This window comes from Mesorhizobium sp. 1M-11 (assembly GCF_001303895.1).
Taxonomy (GTDB): domain Bacteria; phylum Pseudomonadota; class Alphaproteobacteria; order Rhizobiales; family Rhizobiaceae; genus Mesorhizobium.
In genome coordinates this window covers 375,538-389,769 of record NZ_LJSD01000051.1, presented here as the reverse complement: position 1 = coordinate 389,769, position 14,232 = coordinate 375,538, and the positions used below count along the sequence as shown (strand labels likewise).

16 protein-coding genes and 1 riboswitch are annotated in these 14,232 nt (G+C 62.1%); of the genes, 1 reads left to right on the top strand and 15 read right to left on the bottom strand.

Features of this window, described 5'->3' with window-relative positions:
- Positions 1 to 11: 11 nt before the first annotated feature.
- Positions 12 to 1,916: a TonB-dependent receptor gene (locus AO692_RS22655; protein ID WP_054312296.1), complete on the bottom strand. Its 1,905-nt coding sequence runs from the start codon at positions 1,914 to 1,916 to the stop codon at positions 12 to 14.
- A 135-nt stretch (positions 1,917 to 2,051) separates the two neighbouring features.
- Positions 2,052 to 2,259, bottom strand: a riboswitch (cobalamin riboswitch).
- 152 nt (positions 2,260 to 2,411) lie between these two features.
- Positions 2,412 to 2,705: a hypothetical protein gene (locus AO692_RS22650; protein ID WP_054312295.1), complete on the bottom strand. Its 294-nt coding sequence runs from the start codon at positions 2,703 to 2,705 to the stop codon at positions 2,412 to 2,414.
- Positions 2,706 to 2,908: 203 nt separating this feature from the next.
- Between AO692_RS22650 and AO692_RS22645 the strand changes: the two genes are divergently transcribed.
- Positions 2,909 to 3,721 (top strand): FkbM family methyltransferase, encoded by an 813-nt coding sequence (locus tag AO692_RS22645; RefSeq protein ID WP_161808116.1) that lies wholly within the window; start codon positions 2,909 to 2,911, stop codon positions 3,719 to 3,721.
- A 106-nt stretch (positions 3,722 to 3,827) separates the two neighbouring features.
- Here AO692_RS22645 and AO692_RS22640 read toward each other — a convergent pair whose 3' ends face one another.
- The 13 genes from AO692_RS22640 to AO692_RS22575 form a co-directional block, all read right to left on the bottom strand.
- Entirely contained in the window at positions 3,828 to 4,094 is a 267-nt protein-coding gene (locus tag AO692_RS22640; RefSeq protein ID WP_054312293.1) for a hypothetical protein, read from the bottom strand.
- Complete coding sequence (locus AO692_RS22635) at positions 4,091 to 4,294, bottom strand: hypothetical protein (protein ID WP_054312292.1); 204 nt, start codon at positions 4,292 to 4,294, stop codon at positions 4,091 to 4,093. Before AO692_RS22635 ends, AO692_RS22640 begins: the two co-directional genes overlap by 4 nt.
- Entirely contained in the window at positions 4,279 to 4,521 is a 243-nt protein-coding gene (locus tag AO692_RS22630; protein WP_054312291.1) for a hypothetical protein, read from the bottom strand. Before AO692_RS22630 ends, AO692_RS22635 begins: the two co-directional genes overlap by 16 nt.
- Entirely contained in the window at positions 4,518 to 4,730 is a 213-nt protein-coding gene (locus AO692_RS22625; RefSeq protein ID WP_054312290.1) for a hypothetical protein, read from the bottom strand. Before AO692_RS22625 ends, AO692_RS22630 begins: the two co-directional genes overlap by 4 nt.
- Before the next feature lie 2 nt (positions 4,731 to 4,732).
- Positions 4,733 to 5,587, bottom strand: a complete 855-nt coding sequence (locus AO692_RS22620; RefSeq protein WP_054312289.1) for a hypothetical protein — start codon at positions 5,585 to 5,587, stop codon at positions 4,733 to 4,735.
- Positions 5,588 to 5,649: 62 nt separating this feature from the next.
- A complete protein-coding gene (locus tag AO692_RS22615) occupies positions 5,650 to 6,213 on the bottom strand; it encodes a DUF4376 domain-containing protein (RefSeq protein WP_054312288.1) in 564 nt (187 codons plus the stop codon).
- Between the two features lie 7 nt (positions 6,214 to 6,220).
- Complete coding sequence (locus AO692_RS22610) at positions 6,221 to 7,780, bottom strand: tail fiber protein (RefSeq protein ID WP_054312287.1); 1,560 nt, start codon at positions 7,778 to 7,780, stop codon at positions 6,221 to 6,223.
- Between the two features lie 509 nt (positions 7,781 to 8,289).
- Positions 8,290 to 9,105, bottom strand: coding sequence for a hypothetical protein (locus AO692_RS22600; protein ID WP_054312285.1), 816 nt, complete (start codon positions 9,103 to 9,105; stop codon positions 8,290 to 8,292).
- The gene (locus tag AO692_RS22595) at positions 9,092 to 10,354 is read right to left on the bottom strand and encodes a hypothetical protein (RefSeq protein ID WP_054312284.1); all 1,263 of its coding nucleotides are present in this window, start codon (positions 10,352 to 10,354) and stop codon (positions 9,092 to 9,094) included. Before AO692_RS22595 ends, AO692_RS22600 begins: the two co-directional genes overlap by 14 nt.
- Complete coding sequence (locus AO692_RS22590) at positions 10,354 to 10,599, bottom strand: hypothetical protein (protein ID WP_054312283.1); 246 nt, start codon at positions 10,597 to 10,599, stop codon at positions 10,354 to 10,356. The genes AO692_RS22595 and AO692_RS22590 overlap by 1 nt, the downstream gene beginning before the upstream one ends.
- Entirely contained in the window at positions 10,593 to 11,978 is a 1,386-nt protein-coding gene (locus tag AO692_RS22585; RefSeq protein ID WP_054312282.1) for a tail fiber domain-containing protein, read from the bottom strand. Before AO692_RS22585 ends, AO692_RS22590 begins: the two co-directional genes overlap by 7 nt.
- On the bottom strand, positions 11,971 to 12,432 hold the full coding sequence (locus AO692_RS22580; protein ID WP_054312281.1) for a hypothetical protein: 462 nt from the start codon (positions 12,430 to 12,432) through the stop codon (positions 11,971 to 11,973). The genes AO692_RS22585 and AO692_RS22580 overlap by 8 nt, the downstream gene beginning before the upstream one ends.
- A gap of 6 nt (positions 12,433 to 12,438) precedes the next feature.
- Positions 12,439 to 14,043 (bottom strand): hypothetical protein, encoded by a 1,605-nt coding sequence (locus AO692_RS22575; RefSeq protein WP_054312280.1) that lies wholly within the window; start codon positions 14,041 to 14,043, stop codon positions 12,439 to 12,441.
- Positions 14,044 to 14,232: the final 189 nt, after the last annotated feature.

The window sequence follows — 14,232 nt, the reverse complement described above, 5'->3', positions numbered from 1 at the left end:
TCTCCCGGTCCTTAGAATGTCCGGGTGAAGCTCAGATTGAAAGTGCGGCCGGGCGCCCGGTAGTCGGTGACCGTCGAATAGTCCGCGTCGAACAGGTTCTCGACGGCGAACTTCACCTGCGAAGCGGCATCCAGCGCATAGAGTGCGGTGAAATCCACGGTGACATAGTCGGGCAGCTCTAGCGTGTTGGCGGCATTGGCATAACGCGCCGCGCCGTAAAGCACGCGTGTCGTTAGGTCCAGTTCTTCGGTCGGGCTGTAGATGATCTCAGCCATCGCCTTGAGGCGATCGCGATAGGGGATGTATTTGCCGGTGTCCTGGTTGAGCGGTTCGCGGATATCGACGCTCACCTTGCTACTCCATTCGGTGCTGAAGCGGTGCGCGAGTGCGGCCTCGAAACCGGTGATGCGTGCCTTGGCCACGTTGAAAGGCAGGTAGGTCGGCGGGTTGGAGGCGATCGCATCGGTCAGCCAGGTTTGATAGAAGGCGACATCGAGATTGGTGTCGGCGCCCGCCTGCCAGTTCAGCCCGACCTCATAGGACTTGGACTTCTCCGGCTTGAGATTTGGATTGGAGTAGTTCGGATAATAAAGTTCGTTGAAGCTCGGCGCCCGAAAGCCAGTGGCATAGGATGAGCGCAGTGTGAGGTCAGGCAGGATCTCGTAGCTTGCGCCGACATTGTAGGTGGTGGCGCCACCGAACTGTCCATTGTGGTCGTAGCGAATGCCGCTGTCGACGGTCAGCGCCTCGTAGGAAAGCGAGTATTGGCTGAACACCGCCGCCAGTGTACGTGCGGTCACGTCGAAATCGACGGTCGAATCGACCTGTTCGCGATAGACCTCCGCGCCGCCGGTCAGCACGTGCGAAACGGCGCCAGTGTCGAAGCTCTTTTGTGTCGAGGCGAAGAGGCCATAGCGGCTGGAGTCGAAGCGGTCATTGCCAGCGACACTATCGCGGAAATTGCGTGAGCGATCGACGGAGCTCGACAATTCCACTGTCGAGGACCAGTTCTCGGAATGCCTGATCTCGGTGCCGAGCTTGCCGGCGAAGCTCGTTGTGTCGACCTCGTTGGCGAGCGGAAAGGAGGCATCGTATTGGCCGCGGCTGCGGGCGACCAAGGCATCGCCATAGATCCGACCCCAGTCGAATTGTTTCGACAAGGAGGCATTCATGGAGCCGAGCAGGAAGCCGTCATCGTCCGGTTCATGGCCGAAGGCGGTTGGCAGCGTGAAGTCGTAGCCGCGCGTGCCGATCACGCTGCCGCCGAACGAATAGTCGACGCCGCTCGCGCTTCGGCCCCGCACATTGCCGGACAGGGTGCCGCCCCACGGATGGCTGACGCCAGCCGTGACCGAGCCGCAGCTGTCGCGGCCGTCGGCGCAAGAGCCGCCCTGTTTGGTGATGATGTTGACGACGCCGCCCATGGCGTCGGAGCCATATTGCGCCGAATGTGCTCCCTTGGCGATCTCGATGCGTTCGATCGAATCCAGCGGGATGTTGCCGAGCGAAGCCGTGCCGGTGGTGACCGAACTTGCCCTTACGCCGTTGATGAGCAACAGCGTCTGGCTGGCCGACATGCCGCGCAGGTAGAGATTGGTCGAACCGCCCTGGCCGCCATAAGAAACGATCGAAACGCCGGTATAGGATTTGAGCAGAGACGGCAGGTCTGGTGCGGCCGAACGTTCGATGCTCTGGCGATCGATCACCGTCACCGATGAGGTCGAGCGCGCCAGAGTGGTCTCGCGCCTGAGCGGTGTCGTGATCACGATGCGCTCCAGCATCGTGGCATTGCCGGCAGGATCCTGAGCGCCGGCATGGCTTGTGGAAACCAGTGCGATGGCACCGGCCAAAACAACGGTTTTCTTCAATTCCGCCCCCAACAAGGATCGACGGCGCAACGGCGCCGCGAGGTTCATTTCGAACCGCAGGCGGAAATGGCTGACGGGGGATTTGCGGACAGTCGCATTTCACCTCCCGGCCGTTCCGGCATGCGGCAACACTTCATGTGTCACCGCCACGGACGACCGCGCCTGACCACCCCTCGTGATCAAGCATGGGTGACTGGAACAGGCAGGTCTCCTGACTTCCGTGTCATCGCCCTTTTCCGCCTTCCCGACCGCGCGAGGCGACCAGTGGCATTGTGGAAGAAGGCTCAACGGTTACAGTTGCGGGGGCAGTCGCGGCTTTGACCGATTGCTCGGCCGCACCGTGTTCCCTTTTCATCCGCCTTGCGGCGGAACCAATTCCGAATCCGAAGCTAACCACAGCAGTGCGCAGCGTCAACCGAGGCCTGTTGAGATTCGCCCGATGTCCGCAAACGGCAACTTGCTCCCCGGAAGGGCTCTCAGCACGCCTTGGTCAGGACAAGCGAAAGCACGGCAAGAATGGAGCCCCGGAACGAATGGTCAGGCTCAGCCGTAGTGGAAGCGGGGCTTCGGTCCCGTACCAGTGAACTGCACGCCGACGCGGTCGTTGCGGCGCCAGCGCACCAGGGCCTCGTAGGCAACACCGTCGACAGGCACATAAAGGCTGAAGCGTTCGGGAATGATGGCATCGGCGGCCACCTTGAGTTCGGCGCCGCTGGTATGCTGGTTGCGCACGACGCAGGCGATTTCCGAATTGTGGATGCTGGTGATGATCGTCGCCCCTTTGAACACCCGTTGCCGGTGCTCGCGTTCGCGATGGTTCGCTTCCTGCTCGGACATGACGATGGGACTCACGCTGCAGTACAGATATTTTAGGGAAGGCGCAGATAACCATCAATGCCACCACGGCCAGTGCAAACGATTTGACGCGAATGATGGCTAACCGTCCGTCAAGATTCACGCGATCCTGGGCCGTCTGCGAAAGCTGTTGAGCTTCGACACGCTTGGTGCGATTGAAGGGCAGGTACTGGCGAGGGCCTGTCGTGAAACCTAGGGATGTGTTTGCCGCGCTTGGCTTTCGCAAAGGCCCGAAAACCTATGGTTACACCATAAAAGAGTTCGAGCTGGTGAACAGGGAGTTGGTGCAGTTTGCCGTGTGGCTGCATCCCAAATGCAGCGCGCCGGACATCAGTCTAGGCGCGATTGACGAATTGAGAAAATATCTTTCGCCGGGCGACGCCGTCATCGATATCGGCGCGCATGTCGGCGACACGAGCGTGCTTTATGCGCTGGCCGTCGGGCCGGGAGGCAAGGTCTTTGCCGTAGAGCCCAACCGATACCTCTGGCCGGTTCTGGAGGCCAATGCCTTGCTAAACCCGCAGGCGGCGCCGATCGAGATCATGCATTTTGCCGCGACCGAGCAGCCGACAAAACTGGTCTTCAACTACAGTGATCCCGGCTACTGCAATGGCGGTGACCTCGATCGCTTCGGCCGGCTTGCCCATGGTCATATGTACCCGCTCGAAGTGGAGGGACGTAATGTACTTGCCGAACTGCGCGCCACCAGCCCCGATTGGCTGTCCCGAATCCGTCTGATCAAGACAGACGCCGAAGGCAACGACCATGCCGTGCTTGAAACGATGCGCGAATTGATCGTCTCGGTGAGGCCCTTCATCCTGTGCGAGGTCTACAAACGCACATCGATCGAACAGAGAACCGCATTTCTCGATTTCCTGAACGAGCTTGGCTACGACTGCCACCGTTCATGGTCATGCGCCGAGTTGAAGGGGCAGTTGCTCAATGCCGCGGACATGGAGCGTTGGCCACATTTCGACATGTTCTGTGTGCCGCGATAGCCCGCTGTTTCATGGCGATCAGCACGACCAGTTTCCGTAACATGGCTGCAATATTGCGATCTGAAAAATCCTAAGCGCTTGCAAGTCGGAGCACAAAATGCGGAGGTCATTTTGGCGGCAGCAGCGCCTGAACTCCATTCCACAACAGCCACAGCAGGCCTGAGACAATCGACAGGATCACCGCCGCGCCGACCTTGCTGGAAATGCCGGCAAGCGCTTGGCGGAGGTTGCGGAGAAACCGGAAATCCTCGCGCGCTTCGAACTGGTGTTCGGGCTCGTCGATGCGCAGGCCGGCGGCGGACAGTTCCTCGCGCACCGCTTCCTTGACGATGCGCTTCAATTCGTCGGGGTCGACGGAGATATGCCTTGTCATGGCTTCCATCCGCACCACGCAACGCCCTGGGCGTTGTGCCTGTTGATCTCGTCCAGATCGGTGCGTAGCGTGTCCGATCTGGCATCCCGGCGCGGAAAATTGTGCGTGCACCAGATCGAGCGAGGATTGGAAGGCAAAGGGCTGTCCCCGGTCGAACCGCAACCGGCGAGCATCGCGACAAGGATCAGCGCCTTGACCATCGCATGGCCTCCTTTCGGGCCTCGTCGTCGGACATGCCGGAAACGCGCCGTTCGATGGCGGTCGCCTCACGGTCCATCTCGAGACGGTCTTCGGCGGCAGCCAGCTTTTCTCGCATCTGCCGCGCCCGTTCGGCATCGATGCCCGATTGCCTGAGTTTCCAGCCGGCAACGATGGCGGCGACGACCCCGACGATGTAAGGCCAGAGCTGCTGCAGAAGGGCGGTCACAGGCCGTCCTCCCGGCGACGGCGCAGATATTCGGTGATGATGCCGTTCGCGACCAGCAGCCATGGGAAGTATTGAGCCGGGATAATCGGCTGGAGCAATGATGGATCGACATAAGTCAGGGCTGCGGCAACGATGCCGAGCGCAGTTTGCAGCCGCGCCCAGAAGATCGTTTCGCTGTCTTTGAAGAAACGTTTGATACGTTTCCACATGGCTAGGCTCCTCTGTGAATGAGAAGGAAGAAGATGTTTGCGAGTTCGGCCCATAGGCTACGCGTGATCACAGGCATTGCCTGCGGTTCAGGCCGGGCCGTCGTTGGCGGCGAGACGGTGGGAACTGGTGGAGGCGTCTTGCTCTGCTTTTCAGCAGGTATCGCTGGTGTCGGCGCCTGACTGATGTAGCCGGCATCGCGCAACGCAGTTTCGAACGCCTTGGCATAACCGGCGATCTTCTGGCCGTTAGCCTTTACGTCTGGATTGATGATTGCTCGGGCGCCGACGTAGTCGGTACAATCACCCGAAACGAAGTCTGCCAGCTTCTTGCCGGTGAACATACCGGCGCGCATCCCTTCGATGAGGATATGCGCCGAAATGTCGGTATCGTTCGCGGCGTCAGGATCGCTGACGAGATCGACCCCGACCAGCTTGGATGCCTTTTCATAGTTTTCCCTGCCGGTGAGCTGCGGCAGCGCACGGCCGCGATAACGCCAGCCGTCGCCGGAAGCCTCATCGCCATTGCCCATACGGCCGGCATATACGCGGTTGGCGAGGCCCTGCGGGTTGCGGACGTAAGGAATGGCGGCGGCAATGCTGGAAAAGCGCTTCGGCCACACCTCGCGAATGCGTGTAGCGCTGCTGTAGGAGAGGCCTTCATTGACCGGCCGCATCTTGCCGCCGGTCTCATGGTAAGCGGTAGCCAAGGCATAGGCGATATGCCGGAGCGGCAGGCCGGTATTTTGGCCAGCGTCCAGGACGACTTCCAGCCCATCCACCTGGCTCTGAGACAAAGCCGTGCCGAAAACACCAGACGTGCGCAAGCGCAGCGTCGCGTAGAAACGCGAACGGTCCATGGTTTGTCCTTTTGAATGTGTCGCTGTTCTGGCTGCTTACTGCCTATGCGGCAATCAAATCATCACATGCTTGCGAAGGCAGCGTCGACCTGTGGCACCGTTGTAATTTCGCCCGCGCCGATCTTCTGAACGACAAGTTGCTCGGTGTCGAAGCACTTCTTGATATGCAGCAAAACCGCGTTGCTTGCGGCCAGGATCGCTGAGGCATTCAAAATGCGCCATGCCCCATCCGGGCATTTCCAATTGACGGTGAAGTTCGGATCTCGGTCCGCTTGGTAACGTGACGCAAAGATCTTCATTTGTGAGTCTCGGTCTGTTGCGATCGGGATAGACATATCTTCGACCACCATGCCCGTGCCGCCGATCTCCAGGCGCCACCGCACATCGCCGGCATAGCCGACAAGATCGATCGGTTGCGCTGTGCCGGTTCCCGGGTCAACCACTACCGGAACGATTGCCCAATGGTCGTCTACCCACTTCGCTGCTTCGTTTGGCGCCAAAGCGGGCGGCATCAGCGCCGTGGCGAATGCCGGAATAAGGAACTCGCCTTCCCGCATGGGGTTCGGATGCGCTTCGGAGGTGCCGCTCAGAAGCTTTGTGCCGATGTCGTAGTGATAGACTTGCATGACGGCCTCAATATTTGACGCAGACGAGGAGCGGGATGTGAGCGGGGCGAGTTTCTGCTGAACCGGCGTATCCGACCGTACCGGTATGATAGTGAGCGCCGTTGTAGTCAGTCTGCGCATAGGCGTTCAGAGAGGTGGCGAGGTTGGATGCAGCATATGTTCCGGAGTCGGACCACCCGCGATACACCGCCTGGCCGTGGTTGTGGCTACCAGCCGCGTCGATGGTCAGCGGGTGATTGTGCGACCTGATCGTGTCAGCGTACCTGACGCCGATAGCCCCGCCACTCGGATCAATGCCGGAGCCACCGTCATAGCCGCGAACGAAGGAGCCGTTGATCAGAGGAACGCGGAACACGCCTGAACTATAGTCGCTGTATCGGCCGTAGTAGCCGGCCTGCCACGAGGCCTCTGAAACAGTCAGGCCTGAGGAGACCGCCGCCGCCCAGAGGTCCGGGTAGTCTGCCTTGTTGACACCAGCGCCATTCGCCGGGAGCCAACCGCTCGGCGTGCTGCCAAGAGCGAAAAACCCGATCATACCGGCCGGGATATTCCAGACCTGACGATATCGGCCGCTCTGTTCGTTCTCGAAGAAATTACCTCGTGCGACGACATTTCCCGAGTTGTTGATGCGAAATAGCTGCGTTGCGTTCTTATTCAGCCCATTGGGCACGTGGAACACATCGAGGGCCGAGGCGCCAACCAGATTTCGGATGCCGATCGCGCCAGTGTTGCCCGGCGCATTCCATTTGTCAGCTGTGTCTGCAGCCTCTCCACCGAACAATAAATGGCCGTAGCCGGTAGCGTCGGCACCAAGTGTGTTGGTGTACCAGTGATTTAGATCCGGATATCCCCATTCGATGGAGCGACGAGGATTGTAGATGACCAGGTTCGCTGAGGTGGCGATCTGACCCGGCTGAGTGGCGGCATAACCGCTGAGGAAACGAGCGGATTTTACATCACCACTGAACGCCGCTCCTGTCAGTTTGGCGACGTCACCTTCGTATGCCAGCTTCTTCCAGGCCGACCATGCGCCGGAGTAGCGGCCGCGAATGTAGATATTGGTCAGGGGCGAGGCGTATGGCCAGGCGACCTGGGTGATCTGCCCGCCGCCGTATTCGAAATTCCACGCATAAAGATAGGACCCATCCCCCGGTCCATTGGGTGAGGTGCCCGTAAACAGCGTTGGTGCCAGGCCGGGCGAGACCAACGTGTTCCAGTCCGTGGTGGTATCCGTGCCGCTGGCCGTCATCATCACGCCAGCGGTATTCTGGGCTGCCGGCAGCCGGCCCTTTGTCAGATTGGCGGCATCATCGGCACCGACGGCAGTGCGGAAGAGGGCGTCCGTCGTCTTGCCGACCAGTGATTTGACGAATGCCGAGAAGCCGAGATTGGTCAGCGCCTCCCCGGGCGTCTGAGCTCCCGTGCCGCCGGCCGTCACCGGGCGCGGGTCGTTGGCGTCTTTCGCCAGATCGTCCAGCTGGCTGTTGTAGGGCACGGATGCGATCGGCTCGTTCGGAACGCCATAGACGCCCGGCAAGAGTTGGTAGACGCCGTTCACGCGAGGCATGGGCGGACTCCTATGCGGATTTATGATGGTGGTTGGCCTTGGCTGGAAGGCCGGGATGAATGTTTTCGGGGGGCTGCCAAGTGGTTGAAGGCTGCCTATGTGCCTCGGCTACGACTTTTCTGAGCTTATCAGTTCGCATTCCACAGCCGCAGTCAGGTCTAGGCGGTGCCCATGTTTGCCCTCGCTTTGGCATTAGCTGGCCCTTAACGACCGCTCAGGAATGCGCTATGGTTCATTGAGGGTTGGAGGGGAGTGGAAGAATGAACGTCGCCGCAATCGCTCGGGGGGCTGCCGCCAAGTCGGCCGCGGTAATGTCATGAAGAAAACAAACCCATTCATTTGGGGTGCCGTCGCGGCTGTGATTGCTGCCGGCCTCTGGTTCTTCAATTATCTGATTGGAACGCCGCAATCCGAAAACACATTGCTTCAGAACCCGATATCGACTGCCGTCGTTTTCTTCTTCTGGGGGTGCGTAGCCGGATATGCCAAGAACTGGTACGGCAACCGGCTCAATCGGCGATAGCTGTTGGTCGACCGACCCTTAGCGCATCCAATATGCGATTCCCGCTGGCGTTCCTGGGGCGCGCTTTTGTCGGTGGGCCTTCCATCACAGGGCGGCCCATGACGGCCCGCCTTGTGTAGCCCACTGCGGCCGGCGCCGAAAGGGGCGCGAGATCGCCGGCTTTTTCATAGTAGGCCTCCAGCAATGCCTGCCGCCTCGAAAGCTCCGGAACGGCTTCATAGACCTGCCTGGGTGCTCGGCGACCCATTTCAAACGGTCCGCTCGCGACCCGTCCTCCAACAAGTTGACCGAGAAGCTCGGCATAAGGATTGTCGGGTGCGATGTAGTTTGCAAGGGTGCCGCCGGCACCACTGCCAAGTCCGCTGTAGATAGCTTTCAGCGTCTCACGGATTGGAGCCTCGGCCTTTGCAATTCCGCCCATGCTGGTGAGAAGGGTGCTGGCGACTCCTTCGGACAGCCGGCGACCGAGTTGCTTGTCCGGATCATCTGTCGGCGGTTTGATCGATCCGATATCCTGCAGGCTGCGCAGCAGGCCGGCACTGCCACCAAGAGGTTCTTCCGACGGCTGGAAATTCGTTCCCGCGATCGCATTGATGCCGTGCATCGCCGGGCCGACGATATAGTTGTTCGTCAGATCGACAGGCGCGCCCAGTGTCTTGGCGATCCCCTCGTTGGCGCCGGATGTGAGCTGGGCGAACCAGCTGCTGGCATAGTCATCGGCCGGTGCAGGTCGACTACCCTGTTGCGCGCGCTCGAGTTCACGGCGTGCCAGCTCGCGCCGGGCTTCGTCAGCGGTTACCATTTGCAATTGCCTCCAATTCTTCGCGGCTCATTTTCAGGATTTCTAGGGCTTCTGGACGCTTCGGGACGTCGAGCAAGGTGGGGTCACGTGGTTGCTCCTGCTGGCGCTGTCCAGTCAGGCGCTCGATCTCGCGCTTGGCCAACCCGCGCTGCGTTTCATTCAGCCAGGGGTTCTGCAGCGCGTTGAGGAGCAGCGGCAGCGTCGAGCCTTTGGAGGCGTCGAATGTGTCTGCGATGCCGCCCGCGGCGGCAGGCAGCCGTGAGAGGTCGAACTGCTCGGCCTGCGCACCCTGCGCAGGCAGGTTGCTTTGCGCCGCAGGGTGCTGTCCTGCCTGCGAAACTTCGGAGATCGGATGGTCTTGTCTCGCCCCGGCTGTCGGCAAAGCGTGCGGCGCCTGCGTCGCAGCCGTTTCGATTGCCGAGTCTGCGACCTGCCTGGTGCCGGACTGGCCGGCCGCTCCGACATTGGTGGCAGGGGCCGCACGGGCGCCGATCCCCTGAAACGGGCTGATGCCCACGGCCTTGGAGCCGTACCATTGCCCCCAGCCATGTTTTCCGGCGGTATCGAGCGCAAAATCGATGCCCTGCTGCCAGTTGGCGGGATCGGCCGGATCGAGGCCTGTGGCATCGATGAAGCGATTGCCGACGCCTTCGGGGAAACCTGTCCCCTTGCCGCCTACGAGAAGCTGGAAAGGTCCATAGCTTGGCTCGCGGGCACCGTTCCTGGTGACGTTCGATTGCCACGTTCCACGCTGAAGGCCTTCCGAGCGGGCCACACGTACGGCGACATCGGGATCAATGCCGCGCTGCGCGGCAGACTGTCGGATGTAGCTTTCCATCGTCGGCATGTCTGGCAGCCCACCGGCAGTCCTCGCCGCATCCGCCCTCGCAAAGTCGAGCCGGCTCGGCAGGTTCGGGTTGTCGGGTTTTGAAGCGGGCTTGCCGACCAGCGCTTGAGCGACCTTTGACGATCCGCCCGGTGGCGGGGGAAATGCACCGGGGCCGCTGAGCGCGCCGGCGATCGGGTTGAATGCAGCTGCTGCACTGTCGCGGCCGGCTTTCTCGCTGGCCGCGATGTCGCCCATCATCGAGCGATAGAGCAGCGCCCGGCCGATGGCGTTCAGCCCCGAACCGAGATCGGTCGGTGTCGGCTGGTCGGCCAGCAGGCTGTTGGCGGCGGCTCGTGCTTTCGCCAGCTCTTCCGGCGTTTCGTATTGCTGGCCTTTGCCGAAGATGAAGGAGAGGGGCATCAGAGCGGGATCCTTGCGCTGCGCGTGGCGCCCAGGCCGAAAAGCCCCGAAAGAGGGCTTGCGCCTGGCGCCGGTGGGAAACTGCCGTCGCTGTTCTGGCGGTACATCAGTGCCTGGCCGATGGCCGAGAGCCCGCCGCCGATGTCGGTCGGCATGTTCATGGCAAGAGCCATCTGCGCTTGCCGCTGTTCTTCCGGCGTCATCGGCCGGCGCGGCCTGTCGCCGTCGAAAATGAAGCTCACCATGATGCCTGCCCCAGTCCGAACAGGCCGGGAAGCGCCTTGCCATAGTCGACATGCTTGACGCCGCCGATTTCGATCACCGCGTCGGGCCGCGTCTTTTCCACCTCCTGCGCCATCACGCCGACATGCTTGGGCGCATCGCCCTCCTCGCCGCGATAGCGGAACTCGTAGATGTTGGTTCCGTCGATGCGGCCGCGCTTCCTGATGTCCTTCTTGGCCCTGCGGTCGGACCTCATGATCGCCGATGCGCCGAGACCGAAAAGGCCGCCGAGCAGGCTGTTCTGCGCCGCCACCTGCTGGTTGTAGATGCCGAGCTTCTGATTGTAGTTCTGGTTGACCAGGCCGGCATAATCCACGGTCGGAATGTTCGGCATGCTGGTGTTGACGAAGTTCGGGTTCTGCACCTGTGCGCCCGAAAGCAGCGAGGTGATTTCGTTGATTGGCTGGGCGCGCCGCGCATAGGCCTCCTGCAGGGCCATCTGCCGCTGCTGGTTGGCGGCATTGAACTGGGCGAGCTGGGCGTTCATGCGCTGGTCCTGCAGCGCGTTGTTCTGCCCGGTCACGCTGTTCTGGTTCTGGAACATCTGCTGTCTGGCCGTGTTGCCGAACTCGCCTTGCGCGCTGTTCTGCATGAACTGCTGCTGTTGCGCGGCGTTCTGGAAGCCGGCGCGCTGCGCGTCGAGATTGGCAAGCCGGCTCTGTTCCTGGCCGGACGCCAGCAGCACCGACGTGCGCTGGTCGTTCACGCCCTGGTTGAACTGGTTCATCGCCGTGTCATAGGCGGTCGAGCCGATGCGGATGCCCTGGTTGGCCAGCGAGGTTTCCAGCGCGGCGCGCTGCCGGTCGAGCTCCGGGTTGAGGCGCGAGAACATCGCGTCCCGCACCTCCTGCGTGTTGCTGGCGTAACCGTCCTTCGGCCCATAGTCCTTGGTGATCTGCCCGGCGTCGGCGATCTGCGTGTCCAGCTGCGGCCCGGACTGGAACTGCTGGTACTGCTGCGCACCGATCCTGGAGGCATCGCCGCCGGCGGGCAGGTTGCTGAAGTCCATCGGCTTGTTCAGGTAGTCGGCAAGGAAAGCGGATTGCTGGTTGCCGATCTTCGCCAGATTGCCTTGCGCCTGCTGCGACTGGTCGAAGATCGCCTGCTGCGAAGGGCTCAGCGTCTGCGTCGCCGTGTAGGTGGGGACATCGATGGTCTTGCCCGTGGTCGGGTCGGTGAATTTGTGCGTCCCGGACTGGTTGTAGGTCAGGTTGCCATACGGCGTGACCTGGTTGACGTTGCCCAGCACCGCATTGGCGATGGATGTCGACACATTGGTGCCCGTTTGCGCTGCCGCCGTTTCCTTCGGGTCGGGCGGCGTCGGTGCTTTCGGCTTACCCATGAGCGGCTAGCTCCTTCCTGTGAAATCCGTTGGTCCGCCAGGCGTCGTCGGTCAGTGTGAAAACGAGCCCGTTTTCGTGCCGGCCGTAGAGGCGGGGAATGGTGTGTCTGTCGAAGCCGTAGGCCTTCAGCAGGCGCGGCAGCCCGCGCCCGTTCCACTGTTCGTTGCACTCGGAAACGCGCATCATCACCAGCTGGCAGCCGATGCCGAGAAACGGATAGGCAAACATCTGCCAGAGCACGGGCCTCGTCAGCCAGCGCGGTGTGCTGGCCGCGCCCGAGATCTCGATGACGCCATGTTCCGGTTCCCAATTGTGGTAGACCATGCCGGCGACGAGCCTCTCGCCCTCGAGCACGCCCATGGCCCGGCAAGTGTCGAAGCCGCGCTCGCAGCCCGGTATATGCCGGGCAACCCATGCCGCCACGGCCTCGTCATGGCCCCAGAAGGGTTGCATTTCGCTCTACAGCGCCTGCGCGCCTGTCTCGAACGACACGTCCACGCTGACCAGTTCGACGACCGGCGCCGACGACTGTGCGCCCGTCACCTGCAATTGCCACTGGAAGACGGAGCCGGTCAGGCCGATGCTGGTCTTGACGATGTCGGTGAGGGCGCTTGCCATGGTGGCATCCCACAGCGCCTGGTCCCAGCGGCCGGATCCCCAGATGCCGGCGGCCGGAACGTCGGCGGCGGGATTGGGCGGGGCCGGCAGCTTGACGCGGTAGTCCGTCGAACCGGAAAGCAGGCTTTCGTTCGGCGTCGCCGTCTTCAGCGTCGCCTGCGCCCGCAGGATCGTCTTCAGCAGCCCCGGGGTCTCGAGGTGATCGGGGTTGGCGACGCAGGTGTAATAGATCGCCTGGCCGTCATCGGTGCCGGTGATTTCGGTGTCCTTGACCTTGCCCTTGGCTGTGCCGAACAGCACTTCGCCATTGTGGAAGATCAGGCAGCGGGCATCCCAGCCCGTATAGGTGCACCAGGCGCCGGTTTCGGTGTTCAGCACATAGCACAGGCCCTGCTGGCTGCCATTGGTCACCGGCAGGCTGACGATCGCATAGGCGCGTTCCGGCCATTTGACGATTTCCCAGGGCAGCGCCCGCCGCGCCTTCGCCTCCCGCCGCCAGTCCGGCGAAATCGCGCGGCTGACGGAGGATTGGTCGAGCACGGAGATATCCTTTGCGATCGCCTGGGAAATCGGCAGCAGGCCCATCTCGGTGGCGATCAGAAGGTCCCCGCCCACGCGCATCGTCGCGCGCGACCCGAGCGGCCGGGCAAGGTCGTAGCGGCCGACCAGCCGCCAGTCGGTGACCGAGGCCGGATCGCCGCCCTGGTAGACGGCGATCTCGCCTTGGTTGGTGACGAAGACGCATTTGTCGTCCAGGCCGTCGCCGGCATCGACCGACCATGAGGAGCCGAACATCAGCGAGCCGCCGCGCTGGAACACGCCGTTCAGGTCGATCGTGCCGAGCGCGCCGCCAATGCTGCCGACGGGCAGATAGCGCGCCCTGAGGCCGCCGCCTTCGATGAAGAACTGGCGGTTGCGATACACCCACACGAAGGAGAGCGTCGCCGTCGCACCGCCGGTGATGGCCGGGCTCGACGTGTCGGTGATCTTCTTCCAGCCGCTGTCTGGATGGTAGAGCAGAAGGGAATCGGTGCCGTTGACCGCGGTCAGGTATTCGTCGCCCGAGGTGGTGAAGTTGACGAAGGCGTAATAGCCGCTGGTCTGGCCCGATACGGCAGCCGGCGGCGGCACGTTCGGATCGGCCACCGTCGTCACGTCGAAGATATCCGTGCGTGTTGCCGCAAACAGCTTCTTCTGCGTGGCGTTGTAGGAAATGAAGCTTTCGACCGGCCCGTCCGAAATGGTCGCGCGCGTCTTGCTGCCGCCGCGCTGCACGATGCCGGTGTTGGTCGGGCGCCAGTTCTCGAGCCGCATGGCGGTGCCTTGCGGCATCGATGCCAGGTTGCCGGCGGTGAACCAGCCGGCCATCGGCGCGGGCAGCGTGGTCATCTGCGCGCGGCGGCCGCGGGCGGGCTGTGAAAGGCGAGCAAGAGTGGCGCTTTTCATGGCATGTCCTGGTTGAGTTGTTCTGGCCGATGGCGGACTTCACCAGCGTTCCGGAATGGGTCCCCGACACTCTCTCCACTCCCTTCGGTCGCTCCGAGGTCGAGGATGACGGCTTTCATGTGCTGTCACGGTCCCGGTATTGCCCCGGCGTCGTCACCGACGTTGGAGTTTGTCGGGGACGCCCTTTCC